This is a genomic window from Nocardia acidivorans NBRC 108247, assembly GCF_001625085.1.
Taxonomy (GTDB): domain Bacteria; phylum Actinomycetota; class Actinomycetes; order Mycobacteriales; family Mycobacteriaceae; genus Nocardia; species Nocardia acidivorans.
Genome location: NZ_BDAW01000010.1, coordinates 1 through 16,604, shown reverse-complemented (window position 1 = coordinate 16,604; position 16,604 = coordinate 1). Strand labels below are relative to the sequence as shown.

Here is a 16,604-nt window from a genome sequence, read left to right as displayed (position 1 = left end):
CGAGCAGATGAACGGTTTGTCCATCGGCGATGTGGTGAAGGCGACCGGCCTCGGTGTGCACGCCCTGCGCTATTTCGAACGTGAGGAGCTATTCCTGCGCCCCATCCCGCGGACCGCCGGGGGTCAGCGGGTCTACGATTCGGCCGATGTCGACTGGCTGCTGCTGTGTAATCGGTTGCGGGACTCCGGTATGCCCATCGCCGCCCTGCGGCGGTTCGCGGCCCTGGTGCGGTCGGGGCCGGGTAACGAACGCGATCGTCTCCGGCTGCTGGAGGCGCACGAACGCACCGTTCAGGACCGGATCGCCGAGTTGACGGCGAGCCTGGAGATCATCCGCGACAAGGTCCTCGCCTATCGCGGGCATGTGGAGAATGGGACCGCGGCGGGGCTCTGGGCTCCCCTGTCCTAGCGGGCGACCAACCGGGCGACGAAGCCGCTGACGATCAGCCAGAAGACCGCTGCCAGACCATAATTGAGGATGATGTCGATGGTGCCGTTGCCGGTGTGGAACAGTCCCGGGAAGAACAGCGCCAGCGGCTCGGCGAGACCCTTGATGAAGGTGAAGAACCGATTCGACTGATCGGCCCGCAACACCAGCAGCAAGAGATACAGGCCCTCGATGAGGGCGAACAGTGCACCGACACCGCTGATGATGCGAGCGGCGGTGGCCTCATTGCGGGCAACGTACGGCATTGATTCAGGATGCCCGATGTGTGCGGATCGGAAACTGGATTGCGGCGCGTCGACCTCGACGCGCGGGACCGTGAAACCGAACGCCTGGTCCGTGAAACGGCGTGTCCGGCATGGCATGATGACCCGGTGATCACGACGGCCACCGGAAGCGTTCTGGCGTGAAGGCCAAGTACCTCATCGGGGGCGCCGTCGGCCTGATACTGAGCCTGGTGACCCTGGTGCTCGTGGTCATCCTGCCCGCCACCGAGGAGACCTGCGGTGCGGGCACACCCGTCATTCCCGCCACCACCCCCGCGCTCACCGAACCCAACTGCCCCGCCACCGGAGCCGCCGCCGAGGTCGGGTTGCGGGAGGGGGCGCTGCGCGCATTGCGCTGTGTGGTCGCGCGATTCGGCATGATGGATATGCGCGGGGTCATCCCCGACGACGCCTATCCCGATCATCGTGAGGGGCGCGCGGTCGAATTCATCGTCGGCAATGATCAGGCCAAGGGCGATGCCATTGTCGCGTTCCTGCGGGACAGCGCCGCCAACTTCCATGTCGACTATGTGATCTGGAAGCAGCGCAGCTGGACCCCCGACGCCTCCCGCGGAATCCAGTGGACGCCACTGGAGGACCGCGGCGATGCCGCCAGCAATCACATGGATCGCGTACAGGTGACCATCAAACCGGTCACCGCCACCTCGACCGTCACCGCGCCCGCCGAGGTATCGCTGGCCGCCATGCCCGGACCGGTCAATGAGGCGGGCCGCCTGACCGGGGCCGGTCGCCGCCAATACCCCTTGGCCGCAAATACTTTCACCATCTCCGATGTGTTCGGCGCGCGCGGGGGCACGCACCTGGGCGTCGATATGGCGGCCCCGGCGGGCACCCCGATCTACGCCGCCTCGGATGGGCTGGTGGTCGCCTCGGGCGCGGCCTCGGGCTTCGGCGACTGGGTCGTCATCGACTCCCTGGACGAGAGCGGTCACCGCTACTCCACCGTGTACGGGCATATGTACGAATCCGGCATCTTCGTACACACCGGTGACATCGTCACCATGGGCCAGCACATCGCCGATGTCGGTTCCAATGGTGAATCCTCCGGTCCCCATTTGCATTTCGAGCTCGTCCCCGGCGGTCGCCTCACCGGCGGCCATCAGGTCGACCCGATGGCCTGGCTCGCGGGCTCCGCGCTGCCCACCGCCACCGTCCCCAACTGCGAGAACGGATTCGGTTCCGCCGGAGGCAATCTCGCGCCCGGTAAGGTCCCGGCCGAACTCGAGGTCTGGTACCGCCGCGCCGGTTCGCTCTGCCCGCAGATCAGCGCCTCCCTGCTGGCCGCCCAGGGCGAGGCCGAATCCGGTTTCCGCCGCGGCCTCACCTCACCCGCCGGCGCCGAGGGCCTGGCCCAATTTCTACCCAGCACCGCGGCCTCGCTGGCCCCCGACGGACAGCCGTACGTCATCGACGCCGACGGCAACGGCACCGCCAGCCTCTGGGACGACGGTGACGCCATCATCGGCCAGGGCCGCTATATGTGCGCCATCGCCCAGGCCGTGCAGGGCTGGATCGATCAGGGCAAGGTCACCGGCGATGTCACCGCGCTGAGCCTGGCCGCCTACAACGCCGGTGAGGGCGCGGTGCTGGCCTCGGGCGGTATGCCCAACCAGGTCCCCGGCCACTTCAGCGAAACCCGCCCCTACGTCGCGAGAATCCTTGCGGCGGAGGCGAATTTCCGCAGTATGGGCAGTGGCGGCCGCTTCACCCCCGACGCCGCCGCGTCCCTCGGCCCGCAGATCGTGGCGGCGGGCCGGGACTGGCTCGGCACCAAATACGTCTTCGGCGGCGGTGGCGCGCAGGGCCCCACCGGCGGCGGCTTCGACGAACCCGGCCTCACCGCCGCCGCGGTCTTCTCCGCCAGCGGCGGCGCCATCACCCTGCCCGGCACCGCCGAACAGCAGTGGGAGATCGGCGCCGAAGTGCCGCTGATCAACGCCAAAGCCGGTGATCTGGTCTTCGGCGACTTCGGCGCCCGCGGCCCCGCCACCGTGGGCATCTACCTCGGCAACGGACGCATGCTGCACGCCGAACCCGGCGGCACCGTCGCCCAGGTCCCGCTCCTGAACGGTATGAAGGCCCGTCGCATCGGCCAGTGAGGGCGCTCGCGAAATAGGTCCTTGCACAGCCGCGTCGACATTGATTACGGTGTTGAAGGTTCCCAACCCCGAACGATCGGAGACATTGCGTTGATTTCCTGAGGTGACCCTCGAGTGGCCCGCACTACCGCGCGCCGCATTCCTGGCTATCACCCGTGGGAGTCCGCATGGCGTATCCGACTATTTCCTTTTCCGATCTCACTTTCGCCTGGCCCGACGGCACCCCCGTCTTCGACGGCTTCGATGCCCAGCTCGGCGGCGGCCATATCGGCCTCGTGGGCAGCAATGGCGCCGGTAAGTCCACGCTTTTCCGCCTCATCACCGGGGAACTGCGGCCGCTGCGCGGGTCCGTGACGGTGCCCGGCTCGCTCGGATATCTGCGCCAGGATCTGGGCCTGCTGACCGGGCAGCGGGTCGATGAGGTGCTCGGGATCGCCGAGATCCGAAAAGCCTTGCACCGCATCGAGACCGGCGTCGGGCTCGACGGCGACTTCGATATCGTGGGCGCGGCCTGGGATATCGAGGAACGGGCGGTGGCACTGCTCGGGCGACTCGGATTGCACTATGTCGCAGGCGATATCGCGCAACTCGATCGAGAGCTCGACACCCTCTCCGGTGGTGAGACCGTCCTGCTCGGACTCGTCGCCGAACTGCTGCGCGAACCCGAGGTGCTCCTGCTGGACGAGCCGACCAACAATCTCGATCAGGTGGCCCGGGAGCGCCTGTACGAGGTGGTGGGGCAGTTCGCCGGGACCGTGCTCACCGTCAGTCATGATCGTGAACTGCTGGAACGGGTCGACAGCATCGCCGAGCTCCGGCAGGGCGAAATCCGGGTGTTCGGAGGTAATTTCAGTGCGTACGAACGCATCGTAGAAGCCGAGCAGGAGGCCGCGCGGGCCGCGATCCGCGATGCGCGCGGTGATGTCCGCAAACAGGCGCGCGAGTTGGTCGAGACCAGGATCAAACTCGATCGGCGGCAGCGCTACGGGCAGAAGATGTGGGATCAGAAGCGCGAGCCCAAGATCGTCATGGGCAATCGCAAACGCGAAGCCCAGGTCTCGGCCGGCAAGCTGCGCAATCAGCACATCGGCAAGCTCGAGGACGCCAAGGATCAGCTCACCGCGGCGCAGGAGCGCTTGCGCGACGACCGGGAGATTCGGGTCGATCTGCCCGATACCCGGCTGTATCCGGGCCAGGACGTCATCGAATTGGAGAAGGTGAGGCTGGCGTGCGGGCCGACGGTGACGCTGAAGATCAGCGGACCCGAGCGGATCGCGCTCACCGGCCGCAATGGCGTAGGCAAAACGACTCTGCTGCACCGTATTCGGCAGGAATCGCCGAAGGTGCCGTGGCGCATGCTGCCCCAGCGCCTGGATGTCTTCGGCGAGGAGCTCTCGGTCTTCGAGAATGTGGCCGCCACCGCACCGCACGCCTCGCCGGAGCGGATCCGGGCGCAATTGGCCCGATTCCTGTTCCGTGGCGCGGATGCCGATGTCTCGGCGGGCGCGCTCTCGGGCGGGGAACGTCTGCGTGCGGCCCTGGCCATGATCCTGCTGGCCGAACCCGCGCCACGCCTGCTCCTGCTGGATGAGCCGACCAACAATCTGGACCTGCCGAGTCTGCGCCATCTGACCGAGGCGCTCGCCGGTTTCCAGGGCGCACTCGTCGTGGTCAGCCACGATCCGCGCTTCCTGGCCGAGATCGGGGTGACGCGCAGCCTGGAGCTGTCGGCCGACGGTCTGGCAGATGTCCCGGTCGATTAGGGGATGCGGTTTCGGGACCGGAGCAATCCGGACGCAATGCCGCCGCGAAGTGTCAGCGGGAGAGAGTAAGGTTCAACGCTCCGGACAGGTCCGGTCAGGCGGCGTTCGGCGTTCCGGTCTCGAAACGTTTCCAGGACTAAAGTGGGTGGTCTACGTGGTTGGACGGTCCGGTACGGTGTTCCGATCGAGGCCGGGAGAGGTGGTGGCATGACACAGAATTTGGAGCAGGCGAACGCCGGGCAATCGGAGAATGGCGAGTCCGCCACCTCCGTGCCCGGCGCTCCCATACGTCCCGCATCCGCCGCCGTCCCCACCTCCGCCTCCCGCCGCGTCCGCGCCCGCCTCGCCCGCCGGATGACCGGCCAGCGCGGTATCGCCGCGGTGAAACCCGTGCTCGAGCCCCTGGCGACCGTGCACCGCGAGCTGTACCCGAAGGCGAATCTCGCTCTGCTGCAACGGGCTTTCGACGTCGCGGACGAGAAGCATCAGCATCAGTTCCGTAAGTCCGGCGATCCGTACATCACCCATCCGCTGGCCGTGGCGAACATTCTGGCCGAGCTCGGTATGGACACCACCACGCTGGTGGCGGCGCTGCTGCACGACACCGTCGAGGACACCGGTTACTCGCTCCAGGAGCTGACCGACGAGTTCGGCACCGAGGTCGCGCACCTGGTCGACGGTGTGACCAAGCTGGACAAGGTCAATCTGGGTGCGGCCGCCGAGGCCGAGACCATCCGCAAGATGATCATCGCCATGGCGCGGGACCCGCGGGTGCTGGTCATCAAGGTCGCGGACCGGCTGCACAATATGCGCACCATGCGCTTCCTGCCGCCGGAGAAGCAGGCCAAGAAGGCGCGCGAAACCCTCGAGGTGATCGCCCCGCTGGCGCATCGCCTGGGTATGGCCACGGTCAAATGGGAGTTGGAGGATCTCGCCTTCGCGATCCTGCACCCCAAGAAATACGACGAGATCGTGCGCCTGGTCGCCGACCGCGCACCCTCACGTGACACGTACCTGGCCAGGGTGCGGGACGAGATCGTCAATACCCTCGCCGCCAGCCGCATCAACGCGATCGTCGAGGGCCGTCCCAAGCACTACTGGTCCATCTATCAGAAGATGATCGTCAAGGGCAAAGACTTCGACGACATCCATGATCTGGTCGGTATCCGCATCCTCTGCGATGAGGTGCGCGACTGCTATGCCGCTGTGGGCGTGGTGCATTCGCTGTGGCAGCCCATGGCCGGGCGTTTCAAGGACTACATCGCCCAGCCGCGGTACGGGGTCTACCAGTCGCTGCACACCACCGTGGTCGGTCCGGACGGCAAACCCCTGGAGGTGCAGATCCGCACCCAGGACATGCACCGCACCGCCGAGTTCGGCATTGCCGCGCACTGGCGGTACAAGGAGACCAAGGGTAAGCACTCCAATGACTCCACCGAGGTCGACGATATGGCGTGGATGCGCCAGCTCCTCGACTGGCAGCGGGAGGCGGCGGACCCGGCCGAATTCCTGGAGTCGCTGCGCTTCGATCTGAAGTCGCCGGAGATATTCGTCTTCACCCCCAAGGGTGAGGTCATTACGCTGCCGCAGAAGTCCACCCCGGTGGACTTCGCCTATGCCGTGCACACCGAGGTCGGGCACCGCTGCATCGGCGCACGGGTCAATGGGCGCTTGGTCGCGCTGGAACGACAGCTGGAGAACGGTGAGGTCGTCGAGATCTTCACCTCCAAGGCACAGAACGCCGGACCCTCGCGGGACTGGGCGAATTTCGTGGTGTCTCCGCGCGCCAAGGCCAAGATCCGGCAGTGGTTCGCCAAGGAACGCCGCGAAGAGGCCTTGGAGGCCGGTAAGGATCAGATCTCCAAGGAGGTCCGCCGGTCCGGTCTGCCGTTGCAGCGGCTGATGAGCGCCGATGCCATGACCAGCCTGGCCGCCGAACTGCACTACGCGGATATCTCCGCGCTGTACACCGCGGTCGGGGAGAACCAGGTCTCGGCGCATCACGTCGTGCAGCGTCTGATGGCGCAGCTGGGCGGGGTCAGCGATGTCGAGAACGAGCTGGCTGAAAGGTCAACGCCCTCAACGGTTCCCTCGCGGCAGCGGCTCACCGGTGATGCGGGCGTGGAGATTCCGGGCGCGCCGGGCACGGTGTCCAAGCTCGCCAAGTGCTGCACCCCGGTGCCCGGCGACGAGATCATGGGATTCGTGACTCGCGGCGGCGCGGTCAGCGTGCACCGCACCGACTGCACCAACGCGGATTCCCTTCACGCGCAACCGGAACGGATCATCGAGGTCAAATGGGCCCCATCCCCGTCCTCGGTCTTCCTGGTCGCCATCCAGATCGAGGCCCTGGACCGCACCCGCCTGCTCTCGGATGTCACCAAGGTGCTGGCGGACGAGAAGGTCAACATCCTCTCGGCGGCGGTCACCACTTCCGGTGACCGCGTGGCGATTTCGAAGTTCACCTTCGAGATGGGCGACCCCAAACACCTGGGCCACCTGTTGAACGTGGTCCGCAATGTGGAAGGCGTCTATGACGTCTACCGCGTGACCTCGGCGGCCTAGCCGTACATCGAAATCCGTGAGCGGCGCTTCCCTTCGGGGCAGCGCCGCTTCACGTTCCGTGCCCTCGCTCTGTCATCGGCCGCTTCGAAGAATCACAATGTCGTCTGGTTCTCCGCCTTCGCCGATGAGTCTTTCGGTCTCTCCGACGACCTGTCGATAGCCCCCGGCGGCCGCATCCGCAAACGTGACAGCGCCAACCCTCCGAAGAAAGCCGTGCCCTGCGCCGCCGAAGCGCAATGACAGATTCTCGACCGCCTCGAAATTCCCGCACGCCAAGCCGCCGCCGATGCCGCGAAAACCGACTTCGGCCTGCGCTGCGACCGCCGCGGCGGCCTCTCCTTCACCTATCCGGCCCCGGACGAACTGGAACTGTGGTGCCTGCATCGCAGATAGCCTCGGTAAGTTTGATCTTGTGCCCCTTGTCGAGGTGACCTATGCGCCCCATGTTCCCGAGTCCGCGCTCCGCGAGTTGGCTCGCGTGCTCCCGCACCTGGTTTCGGTAGCGGTGCAATGCCCGGAAGAGCCGTACGACGGAGACTTACAACCCGGCGATGTCGAACTGCGATTCCGCGAACGCGGACCATTCGACAGCATCGGATTGCCCGTCGTCATCGAGGTGCGCTCCAAATGGTTCGAGAGCCGCGCCCACAACCGACAGGACCGGGTCGACCGACTGCACAGCACGGTCGAGGCCGCCACCGGCCTGACCGACTTCGGCATCTACCTGTCTCTCCCCGTCGCCGCCTGGGCACAGTCGGAGTGAGTCCCGACCGGTTCGCCGCACGTCGAACCCGGCCCGGTACGCTGACCTCTCCCAGCGTCACTACCAGGAGAGTTCATGACCGCGTTCGAGAATGTCAGCGTCACCAAGAAGGCGAACGTCTACTTCGACGGCAAATGCGTCAGCCACAATATCGAGTTGGCCGACGGCACCAGCAAGTCGGTCGGCGTGATTCTCCCGGCGACGCTGACCTTCAACACCGGCGCGCCGGAGATCATGGAACTCCTCGAGGGCGAGGCCAAGGTGACCCTCGCCGGTTCGGACGAGACCGTGGTCTACAAGGGCGGCGAATCCTTCTCGGTGCCCGGCGACAGCAGCTTCCAGATCGAAGTCCTCGAGCCCGTCCACTACGTCTGCCACTTCGGCTGAGCCCACACACTCGTTGTGCGTTCGGCGCGAGTATCGACGTGCATGTAATGGCGCGGGCAAACGTCGAGAAGCTGCCTGCGTGGTTACATGCACATCGGATCAGAGGTAGCGGGCGTACCAGTCGGTGACGCGACGCCAGGCTTCGGCGGCGGCGGTGGCGTTGTAGCGGGGGCCGGTGTCGTTGAAGAAAGCGTGGTCGGCGCCCTCGGCTACGAAGGATTCGTGGGGTGCACCCACCTTGTCGAGGGCGGCTTCGGCGGCGGGGCGGGAAGCGTCGACGCGAGAGTCGAGGGCGCCATAGATTCCGAGAACCGCTGCCTCGGTGGTGATTTCGCCATTGTCGGGGAACGGGCCGTAGAACGGGGTGGCCGCCGCCAGTTCGGGGGTGCCGGAGGTGAGTAGGAGCCAGGTGAGGCCGCCGCCGAAGCAGAAACCGGTGGCGGCGAGCTTCTTTCCGGGGGTGCGGCGCTGGAGTTCGGCCACGCCGGACCGCAGATCGGCGACGAAGCGTTCCTGGGGGAGTCTGGCGAGGGCGGCCGTGGCGGCGGCCGGATCGGTGAAGGTGGCGGTGCCGCCCTCCTCCGAGAGCAGGTCCACCGCGAGCGCGTGATAGCCGATACCCGCGAAACGCCCTGCGATGGAACGGATGTGGTCGGTCAGACCCTTGTTCTCGTGAATGACCAGCACACCGCCGCGCGGCTGCGCGGCCTCCGCCCAGGCCGCCTGCAACGTGCGCCCCTGCGGACCGGGGAAGGTGATGGCGGTGGTGGGCAATGCGGTCGCGGACCCGGGCGGCGGTCCGGCCGGTGCGCCGCTCACGGACGAGGTACCCGAAGCGCCGGATGACGTTGGGGGAGTACCGGATTGCTCGGCCTTGCCGGCGCAGGCGGCCAGCAGCGCCACGGCCGCCGGTGTGCCCAGCCCGAGCATGCCCAATCGGCGCATGGCTTCCCGGCGACTGAGCAGCCCCTCGACGTGGTCGGTGGCGATCTCCTCCGCGATATAGCGCTGCAGCGGCGTCATGCGCCCCAGCCTAAGCCCGCCACCCCGGCCGGCGGGGAACAGACGAGCCGTTCCTTCGTTATGACTTCACGTCGCTGTCAAACAAGATCTGGAGGTCGCCATGCGCGGTGTGCGTTTCGAGGAGTTCGGTGGACCGGAGGTACTGCGGGTGGTCGAACTGGACGCCCCCGAGCCGGCCGCGGGCGAGGTGACCATCGATATCGCCTACGTGGGGGTGAACTTCGCGGACTTGCAGGCGCGGTCCACCGGCTATCGGGTGCCCGGACTTCCGTTCGTGCCGGGCTTGGAACTCTCCGGGCGGATTCGCGCCCTCGGCTCGGGTGTCGAGGGTTTCACCATCGGGCAGCCGGTGGCCGCGATCACCGAGGGCGGCGCGTACGCGGAGGTGGTCAGGGCCAAGGCCGCGACCGTCTTCCCGATTCCCGACGGCATCGATTTGCGCACGGCCGCAACACTTCCCACCGTGCTTCCGACCGCCTACGCACTGGTGAACACCGTCGGCCGAGTGCGGCCCGGTGAGATCGTGCTGGTGCAGGCCGCCGCGGGCGGTGTCGGTACGGTGGCGGGCCAGGTGGCCAAACTCGCGGGTGCGAGCGCGGTGTACGGCGTGGTCTCCAGCACCGAGAAGGCCGAGTACGCCCGCAAACGCGGCTATGACGATGCGTTCCTGTCCGACACATTCGACACCGATGTGCTGGCCGCCACGGGCGGCCGGGGCGTGGATCTGGTATTGGATCCGGTCGGCGGGGACACCCTGCGCCGCAGCCTCGACACCCTCGCCCTGTTCGGTCGACTGGTCTCGTTCGGCAATGCCGGCGGCGAACCCGCCTGGCAGGTCGGTCAACCCGAGCTCTACCCGCGCGGTCGCTCCATCTCCGGCTTCTCCATCCTCAGTCTCACCGCGACCGAACCGCAGGTGTTGCGCGAAATCGCCGCGCACGCCTTCGAATTGGTCACCAGCGGCAAGGTGGAACTGCCCATTACCGCGGAATTCCCGCTCGCCGAGGCCGGTGACGCGCATCGCCTGATGGGCGGTCGCACCTCCACGGGCAAGCTCATTCTCGCGGTCTGACGAACTGCTCGCTCTCCCTCTCGGGGCCGAAATCGATCGAGAGCCAACCTCTCTCGATCGGTTCGGTGCCGGGTGACTAGCGCGGCGTCATGCGGATCGCGCCATCCAGTCGGATGACCTCACCGTTCAGCATCGGGTTCTCCACAATGTGGCGCACCAGCGCCGCGTACTCGGACGGATCGCCGAGCCGGGCCGGATGCGGCACCTGCGCGCCGAGGGCCGCGATGGACGATTCGGGCACCTTGGCGAAAATGGGCGTGTGGAACAGGCCCGGCGCGATGGTCATGACGCGGATCTTGTAGGACGCCAGGTCACGAGCGACCGGCAGCGTCAGGCCCACGATGCCGCCCTTGGAGGCGGAGTAGGCGGCCTGCCCGATCTGACCGTCGTACGCCGCGACCGAAGCGGTGTTGACGATGACACCGCGCTCGCCGTCGGCCTCCTCTGTGGTCGAAATGCGTTCCGCCGCCAGGCGGATCACATTGAACGTACCGATCAGGTTGACGTTGATGATCTTCTTGAACGCGTCGAGCGGGAACGCGCCCTGCTTGCCGACCGTCTTGATGGCATTGCCGAGTCCGGCGCAGTTGACCGCGATGCGCAGCGTGCCCAGGGCCTGCGCCGCGTCCAGTGCCGCGGTCACATCCTCTTCGCTGGTTACGTCGCCGGGCGAGAACACCACACGCTCACCGAGTTCCTCGGCGATGGTCTTGCCGTCGGACGAGGGCAGGTCGAGGATAACGACCTTCGCGCCGGCCGAGTGCAGTTCCCGCACGGTGGCCAGGCCGAGTCCGGACGCGCCACCGGTGACAACCGCGGCGATGTCTGCTGTCTTCACAAAACCTCCAAATATCAGGTCTTGTGAATGTAGATTCTGCTGTGGCGGTGCGGAAAAGCGGGTCCCCGGCGTGGCGTTCACCTGTTGCGGACGGGGCTGCTATCGCGCACGCGCGTGGAATATGAGGGGTGCACTCCGGCGCGTCGAGTCGTTGGAATCCTGCACATGCGAAATAATTTCCGATCGGGACCGTCTGGACTGCGGCGCACCCGGCGGCGCGGTGACGGCGGGCCGCCGTACGACCAACGATCGCCCGTCACGACCAACCGCCGAGAGGGTCCGACGATGCAGCATGACGCGCCTGGCTCCGCGAAGACGCGAGCAATGTTGAAGTCGTACAAAAAAGTCTCGCGCTGGTACCCGGCATTGGAACCGGTCGGTCTGGACGGCAGCGCGCCCGCGCCCGCGGATCCGAACGGCGAGACCGGTTTCGGCGCCGCGGACGGTCCGGCCCGCTATCCGCACTACATCCACGATGACGAGCCCGAGCTCACCATTCCGCCGGTGCCCGAGTCGGTGCTGCGGCGCACGCACTTCTCCGGGGCGTGGTCCGATTGGATGACCGATCGCGAGTCCGCCTCGTACACACCGCAACTCCGCTATCGCGGCACCACGGTGCTGGAATTCCCCTGGGAGGGTGCGGAAGACGATGAGCGCGGTCCCGTCGACCGGGATCGCCCGGATGTCGCCTCGGCGCTGCTGGACGCGGTGGCCGAACCCGATCCGGTGAAGTCCGTCTCACCCCGGCAGTTTCGGCGCCGGCGACTTTTCGCACTGCTGTTCCTGATTGTTGCCATCCTGTTGCTAGTAGCTGCCGGAGGAGTTGCTCTTTATGTGCTCAACTCACACGACGGCACTTCGCAATCCATCGGCACACTCGGAGGGGACCCGCGTTCCGGTCCGAGCGACCGCCCGGCGGCGTACAACGAAATGACGGCCACCGTGGCGATCGGCGACCATATCCCCACCGCAGGCATTCCGGCTGGATAAGAGGGAGAGCTGAGAAAGATGGATCAGGACTGGAGCCGCTGGCTCGACGAGGTGCCCGAAGAGGGTGAATCGCCGAGTCCCGCCGCGCGTTCCAAGGCTCCGGTAGCGCGGCTGCGCAAGCGCCGCGGGGACTCCGGTGCACCGGGTCCCGTACAACGGCCGATCCTGGTGGTCGGCGGCTGCGGCGGTGCGGGCACCACCACGACCGCCCTCGGCATCGCGGGTGAGATCGGCGCGGCCGGTGCGCAAACCGTAGCGGTCGACGCCACTTTCGCGGGCAGCGATCTCGCATTGCGCGGCGCCGATGAGCATTTGAGCCCGATCAGCCTGCAATCGTGGCTCTACGGCCGCGGTGAGGACGAGGCCGCGCCGCTCAAGGAATGCCTCTCGCGCGCCACCTCCGGCATCGGACTGCTGTGGCGTGATCCGGAGCCGCTGCGCCGCCGCGCGACGTATCTGACGGTCGCGCGCGCGATCGCCGACGCCGGGTACACGCCCGTCTACGATGGCGGCAATCCGATCGCCGGCCGGCATCTGCGGCCACTGCTGGAGGATGGCGATATCGCTCTCGTACTTGCCATTCCGGCGCGCGCGGATGCCGCCAACCGGTTGCGGGTGACCCTCGAGTGGCTCGACGATCAGTTCGGCGGTCCGGGCGAGGGTCAAGGGGAGGGAATTGTCGGTGACACCACAATCGTGGTCTCACATCAGTTGCCCGGCAGCGACTCTCGGGTCGCTGACCATTTGCGGGAACATCTCGACGGCTGGGTCGGCGATATCCTCGAACTGCCCTACGACCCGCACCTGGCACGCGGAGAACTGGTGCGGCACAGCGATCTCGCCCCCGGGACACGCCGCGCGTATCGCCGCCTGCTTGCGGGGGTGGCATCATGACCGCAGCCATGAAGGAACGTCGATCCTCCTCCGAAACCGCTATGGCGGCTGGTGTGGTGCCGCCACCGGAGGCCCGCCGCGCACCCATTTGGGACCGTCCCGTACCCGGCGGAGGCCGCGCACCCCTGGTGTGGCTGCTCGGGGTGCACGGCGGCGCGGGTGCCAGCACCCTGGCCCATGTGCTCGCCCCGGCGGCGGATTCGTATCGCCGCTGGCCCGGGGTGTTCGACCGGGAATCCCCGTTCGTCGTCCTGGTCGCCCGCGAGACCATCTCCGGCCTGACTCGCGCGCACGATCTGCTGCGCCAGCACCACGCGGGCCTGGCGGGTCCGTGTGAGGTGCTGGGCCTGGTGACCGTCGCCGCGCGCCCCGGCCGCATCCCGGCCGAGATCCGCCGCTATCGCGATGTGGTGGGTTCGCTGGCCGGTCAGGTCTGGCAGATGCCCTGGCACGAGGAATGGACCCTGGTCGAGCCCGATCAGCTCCCGGTCTGGTCGCCCGGTGATCAGACCCCCGTCCAGCGCAAACGCAAAGCCGATGCGCTGCAGGAGGTTACGACCGACGTCCGGGAGATCGGCGCGGCCATCGTGGCCGCCGCCCAGGACGCGCTGGACGCACCCCGCCCGGATGTTCCGGAAACCGGGGAGTGATCATTGTGACCATTGGAATACGTTGTGCCCGAACACGTTCCCGGGTTCCGGGAGCGCGGGGAAGATCGACCGCCGAAGGAGCTGCCGGAATCGGGTGCCCCCACGCGCCCGGAAGCGGCGAGATTGTCACTAGCAGTTCGTTTTTGGAGAAGGACAGACAATGAGCATGATCCTCGCTGTGCATGACGCATACGAGCAGATCCTCGCCCAGGTCGGCAATCCGACCCCCGAGGCTCCGCCCGCGTCCGACAAATTGCTGAAGCTGGTTCGATACTTCACCTGGTTCGTGCTCTTGTCGGGCATTCTGGGAATCACCTACGCGGGCGGCCGGTTCGCCTGGGAGAAGTGGACGGGAGGCGGTTTGGAGTCGCCGAAGATGGTGGCGGGAGCCATGATTGGTGGAATCATCGCCACCAGCGCCGGGACCATCATGAATGCCGTGATCACCTGATGACCGCCACAGTGGCCGTACTGGCCTACAAACAGATGCCGGCCGACGTACTGCGGCCGATGATGCAGCTGATCGACTGGCTGCTGTGGTGCGTACTGCTGTTCTGCCTGGCCTGGATGATCCTCTCGGCGGGGCGGCTGTGGTACGCGTTCCGCGATGATCTGGCCGCCAATGACGCGACGCACGGGGTGGTGGTGAGCCTGCTCGGCGCGATCATGGCCAGTTCGGCCAGCGGTATCGCGCTCGCACTGCTCCCGACGTAGACGTAAGAGTTCAGGCATCGTAATTGTCCAGTGACACAAAGACTTCGGAGGCATTGGCATGAGCGAGAAGGAGTCGCCCGAGCGCGACCGCGTCTCGTTCGGTGTCATCGCCTCGGCGGCCGTGGTGACCTTGATCATCATCGTGGGTGTCGTGGTGTATCTCGGCCGCGGCGACGCGCCGACCGCCGCCAAGCCGGACGGCACCGCCCCGGCCACCTCGCAGTCGGGCGCGACCGGTTTCGCCGCGCCCGAGGTGGATCTGTTCGGCCGTCGCGTCGATATTCCCAATAACGCTGCCGGGCAACCGCTTCCACAGGATCCGGGGAAGCAGCGCAAACCCTCCGATCAGGATTGGCTGACCGCCGCCCCGGCGGGCACCGTCGATCCGCACGGCTGGCAGCGGGTATTCGGGGCGTCGGTGCCCTTCTCCACCTCCGACGGTCCCGCACGCCTGGAAGACGGTCTGGCCGTGGGCTATTCGCATACCCCGCAGGGCGCGGTGCTGGCGGCGGCGCAGATCACCTACCGCCTCAACGCCCGCCCGGCCGATCGCGAACTCTATGTGCGGCAGGTGCGGGTCTCCGCGCAACAGGTGGCCGCCTACGACCGGGCGCTCGCCGATCAGCGGCTCCCGAAACAGCAGCCGGAGAGGGTGACCCGCTATCTGGTCGCCTCCGACGGTTTCCAGGTCGAGAACTACGCCGACGATATGGCCATTGTGCGGCTCGCCGTGCGCGGTCCGGTCGTCAACAGCCGCCAGCTCTGGTCGGCGGTCCGGCTGATCATGGTCTGGGACGCCGGTGACTGGCGGCTCAAACCGTCGACCTCCAAGACCTCGCAGACCGACACCGTGGATTCCCTTGCGGGGTGGACACGATGGTGACCGAACGAATGGTGCGGAAGTGGCCCAGCGACCCATTGAGGGGTGGAACCACATGGTGAGGCGTATCTTTACGATCCTCGCGGTCGTGTTCACCGTCATGATCGCTACGCCGACAGTGGCGTACGGACAGGACTACGGATTCGATCCGGCCTGCAACCAATTACACGATTCCCTGGACGGTCTCGGCGTACCGGGTCTGAGCCTGGGAGACGCCGCCTCGGCCGCGTGCAAGGCGGGCAATGTCGCGACCCATCCGGGTGACGCCGCCACCGCGGTCCGCGACAAGGCGTGGGACTCCACCTTCGGCAAGGTGGTCGACTCGCTCATGAACGGTCTGGGCGAGGCGCTGATCCTGGCGTTGACGTTCTGGATGAAACTGCCCAATGAACGGGTCAGCGATTCCGGAACGCTCTTCACCAAGATCAACGACTACACGTATCAGGTGCAGATACTTCTGTTGATGGTGTCGGTAATCCTTTCCGGCGCAAAGCTTGCCGAGGCCAGACGCGGAGCCGCGGTCAGTGAGGCGGCTGAATCCTTCCGGATGTACGCCCGGGTGGTCTTCAGCTCCTGGATGCTGGGCGCGGTGATCGTCGCGGCCACCCAGGCCTCGGACAAGTTCTCCGAGTGGGTGATCAACGACGCCACCAACGGCCAGGCCAAGGATCTCGCCGAGCTGATGGTGAAAACCTCCAAGCTGCAAGCCTTCTCACCCGGTCTGGTGCTGATCATCGCGATCGTGGGCCTGCTCGGCGCGCTCGCGCAGATCGTGCTCGCCATCGTGCGCCAGGGCCTGCTGATCGTCGCGGCGGGAGTGCTGCCGCTCGCCGCGGCGGCGTCGGGCACCAATACCGGCCGGCAGTCCTATCCGAAGCTGATCAGCTGGATCATCGCCTTCATGCTCTACAAACCGGTGGCCGCGATCGTCTACATGATCGCCTTCGTCACCGCGGGCAATACCGATGATCTGACCTCCACCGCCGGGCTGCCCGATGCCGATCAGGCCCAGCGCATGCTGGTCGCGATCGTGCTGCTGTGCAGCGCGGCCTTCGTACTGCCCGCGCTCATGCGCCTGGCAACCCCGGCCGTGGCGATTGTCGGCAGCGGTGGTTCGGGTCTGACCGCCACCACCGGCACCCTGGTCGGTGTCGCCGCGGTCGGCGCGGTCGGTTCGCGCGCGGTCGCGGTGAAGGCGACGGCCGCACCCGGAGCCGCCGGTTATGTCGGACCC

The 16,604-nt window shown here is 66.8% G+C and carries 18 protein-coding genes; 14 read left to right on the top strand and 4 right to left on the bottom strand.

What is annotated here, in order from left to right:
- Window positions 1-7: 7 nt before the first annotated feature.
- Entirely contained in the window at window positions 8-409 is a 402-nt protein-coding gene (locus NA10_RS04970) for a MerR family transcriptional regulator (protein WP_067564150.1), read from the top strand.
- On the opposite strand, the gene NA10_RS04965 is transcribed toward NA10_RS04970, so the two are convergent.
- The gene (locus NA10_RS04965) at window positions 406-693 is read right to left on the bottom strand and encodes a hypothetical protein (RefSeq protein WP_067564041.1); all 288 of its coding nucleotides are present in this window, start codon (window positions 691-693) and stop codon (window positions 406-408) included. The genes NA10_RS04970 and NA10_RS04965 overlap by 4 nt on opposite strands.
- Window positions 694-851: 158 nt before the next feature.
- On the opposite strand from NA10_RS04965, the gene NA10_RS04960 reads away from it, so the two are divergent.
- The 3 genes from NA10_RS04960 (at window position 852) to NA10_RS04950 (ending at window position 7,159) form a co-directional block, all read left to right on the top strand.
- The gene (locus NA10_RS04960) at window positions 852-2,831 is read left to right on the top strand and encodes a peptidoglycan DD-metalloendopeptidase family protein (RefSeq protein WP_245677043.1); all 1,980 of its coding nucleotides are present in this window, start codon (window positions 852-854) and stop codon (window positions 2,829-2,831) included.
- Window positions 2,832-2,998: 167 nt separating this feature from the next.
- A complete protein-coding gene (locus NA10_RS04955) occupies window positions 2,999-4,594 on the top strand; it encodes an ABC-F family ATP-binding cassette domain-containing protein (RefSeq protein ID WP_067564038.1) in 1,596 nt (531 codons plus the stop codon).
- A 207-nt stretch (window positions 4,595-4,801) separates the two neighbouring features.
- Window positions 4,802-7,159 (top strand): RelA/SpoT family protein, encoded by a 2,358-nt coding sequence (locus NA10_RS04950; RefSeq protein ID WP_067564035.1) that lies wholly within the window; start codon window positions 4,802-4,804, stop codon window positions 7,157-7,159.
- Window positions 7,160-7,231: 72 nt separating this feature from the next.
- Here the strand turns inward: NA10_RS04950 and NA10_RS04945 are convergent, their stop codons facing one another.
- The gene (locus NA10_RS04945) at window positions 7,232-7,543 is read right to left on the bottom strand and encodes a hypothetical protein (protein ID WP_067564033.1); all 312 of its coding nucleotides are present in this window, start codon (window positions 7,541-7,543) and stop codon (window positions 7,232-7,234) included.
- A gap of 28 nt (window positions 7,544-7,571) precedes the next feature.
- On the opposite strand from NA10_RS04945, the gene NA10_RS04940 reads away from it, so the two are divergent.
- Window positions 7,572-7,922: a hypothetical protein gene (locus tag NA10_RS04940; protein WP_067564030.1), complete on the top strand. Its 351-nt coding sequence runs from the start codon at window positions 7,572-7,574 to the stop codon at window positions 7,920-7,922.
- A gap of 75 nt (window positions 7,923-7,997) precedes the next feature.
- Window positions 7,998-8,309 carry a pyrimidine/purine nucleoside phosphorylase gene (gene ppnP / locus NA10_RS04935; RefSeq protein ID WP_067564027.1) on the top strand — a complete coding sequence of 104 codons (312 nt, stop codon included), beginning with the start codon at window positions 7,998-8,000 and terminating at the stop codon, window positions 8,307-8,309.
- Between the two features lie 99 nt (window positions 8,310-8,408).
- Here the strand turns inward: ppnP and NA10_RS04930 are convergent, their stop codons facing one another.
- A complete protein-coding gene (locus tag NA10_RS04930; RefSeq protein WP_067564025.1) occupies window positions 8,409-9,332 on the bottom strand; it encodes a dienelactone hydrolase family protein in 924 nt (307 codons plus the stop codon).
- A gap of 100 nt (window positions 9,333-9,432) precedes the next feature.
- Between NA10_RS04930 and NA10_RS04925 the strand changes: the two genes are divergently transcribed.
- The gene (locus NA10_RS04925) at window positions 9,433-10,404 is read left to right on the top strand and encodes a quinone oxidoreductase family protein (RefSeq protein ID WP_067564022.1); all 972 of its coding nucleotides are present in this window, start codon (window positions 9,433-9,435) and stop codon (window positions 10,402-10,404) included.
- A 76-nt stretch (window positions 10,405-10,480) separates the two neighbouring features.
- On the opposite strand, the gene NA10_RS04920 is transcribed toward NA10_RS04925, so the two are convergent.
- Window positions 10,481-11,242, bottom strand: coding sequence for a 3-hydroxyacyl-CoA dehydrogenase (locus NA10_RS04920; protein WP_067564020.1), 762 nt, complete (start codon window positions 11,240-11,242; stop codon window positions 10,481-10,483).
- A gap of 324 nt (window positions 11,243-11,566) precedes the next feature.
- On the opposite strand from NA10_RS04920, the gene NA10_RS04915 reads away from it, so the two are divergent.
- The 7 genes from NA10_RS04915 to NA10_RS04885 all read left to right on the top strand — a co-directional run.
- Window positions 11,567-12,232, top strand: a complete 666-nt coding sequence (locus NA10_RS04915; protein ID WP_067564018.1) for a hypothetical protein — start codon at window positions 11,567-11,569, stop codon at window positions 12,230-12,232.
- Window positions 12,233-12,250: 18 nt separating this feature from the next.
- Window positions 12,251-13,126: a MinD/ParA family ATP-binding protein gene (locus NA10_RS04910; protein WP_067564015.1), complete on the top strand. Its 876-nt coding sequence runs from the start codon at window positions 12,251-12,253 to the stop codon at window positions 13,124-13,126.
- On the top strand, window positions 13,123-13,776 hold the full coding sequence (locus NA10_RS04905; RefSeq protein ID WP_067564013.1) for a hypothetical protein: 654 nt from the start codon (window positions 13,123-13,125) through the stop codon (window positions 13,774-13,776). Before NA10_RS04910 ends, NA10_RS04905 begins: the two co-directional genes overlap by 4 nt.
- Before the next feature lie 160 nt (window positions 13,777-13,936).
- Window positions 13,937-14,227, top strand: a complete 291-nt coding sequence (locus tag NA10_RS04900; RefSeq protein WP_067564010.1) for a hypothetical protein — start codon at window positions 13,937-13,939, stop codon at window positions 14,225-14,227.
- Window positions 14,227-14,490, top strand: coding sequence for a hypothetical protein (locus tag NA10_RS04895; protein WP_067564008.1), 264 nt, complete (start codon window positions 14,227-14,229; stop codon window positions 14,488-14,490). The genes NA10_RS04900 and NA10_RS04895 overlap by 1 nt, the downstream gene beginning before the upstream one ends.
- 58 nt (window positions 14,491-14,548) lie before the next feature.
- Complete coding sequence (locus NA10_RS04890) at window positions 14,549-15,373, top strand: DUF8175 domain-containg protein (protein ID WP_067564005.1); 825 nt, start codon at window positions 14,549-14,551, stop codon at window positions 15,371-15,373.
- 52 nt (window positions 15,374-15,425) lie between these two features.
- On the top strand, window positions 15,426-16,604 hold a 1,179-nt coding region (locus tag NA10_RS04885), incomplete at its 3' end, for a hypothetical protein (RefSeq protein ID WP_067564145.1).

Excerpts from the sequence above, each read along its gene's own strand:
- NA10_RS04970 (WP_067564150.1), top strand. The coding sequence starts at position 8 with ATGAACGGTTTGTCCATCGGCGATGTGGTGAAGGCGACCGGCCTCGGT.
- NA10_RS04965 (WP_067564041.1), bottom strand. The coding sequence starts at position 693 with ATGCCGTACGTTGCCCGCAATGAGGCCACCGCCGCTCGCATCATCAGC.
- NA10_RS04955 (WP_067564038.1), top strand. The coding sequence starts at position 2,999 with ATGGCGTATCCGACTATTTCCTTTTCCGATCTCACTTTCGCCTGGCCC.
- NA10_RS04950 (WP_067564035.1), top strand. The coding sequence starts at position 4,802 with ATGACACAGAATTTGGAGCAGGCGAACGCCGGGCAATCGGAGAATGGC.
- NA10_RS04945 (WP_067564033.1), bottom strand. The coding sequence starts at position 7,543 with ATGCAGGCACCACAGTTCCAGTTCGTCCGGGGCCGGATAGGTGAAGGA.
- ppnP (WP_067564027.1), top strand. The coding sequence starts at position 7,998 with ATGACCGCGTTCGAGAATGTCAGCGTCACCAAGAAGGCGAACGTCTAC.
- NA10_RS04930 (WP_067564025.1), bottom strand. The coding sequence starts at position 9,332 with ATGACGCCGCTGCAGCGCTATATCGCGGAGGAGATCGCCACCGACCAC.
- NA10_RS04925 (WP_067564022.1), top strand. The coding sequence starts at position 9,433 with ATGCGCGGTGTGCGTTTCGAGGAGTTCGGTGGACCGGAGGTACTGCGG.
- NA10_RS04915 (WP_067564018.1), top strand. The coding sequence starts at position 11,567 with ATGTTGAAGTCGTACAAAAAAGTCTCGCGCTGGTACCCGGCATTGGAA.
- NA10_RS04910 (WP_067564015.1), top strand. The coding sequence starts at position 12,251 with ATGGATCAGGACTGGAGCCGCTGGCTCGACGAGGTGCCCGAAGAGGGT.
- NA10_RS04905 (WP_067564013.1), top strand. The coding sequence starts at position 13,123 with ATGACCGCAGCCATGAAGGAACGTCGATCCTCCTCCGAAACCGCTATG.
- NA10_RS04900 (WP_067564010.1), top strand. The coding sequence starts at position 13,937 with ATGAGCATGATCCTCGCTGTGCATGACGCATACGAGCAGATCCTCGCC.
- NA10_RS04895 (WP_067564008.1), top strand. The coding sequence starts at position 14,227 with ATGACCGCCACAGTGGCCGTACTGGCCTACAAACAGATGCCGGCCGAC.
- NA10_RS04890 (WP_067564005.1), top strand. The coding sequence starts at position 14,549 with ATGAGCGAGAAGGAGTCGCCCGAGCGCGACCGCGTCTCGTTCGGTGTC.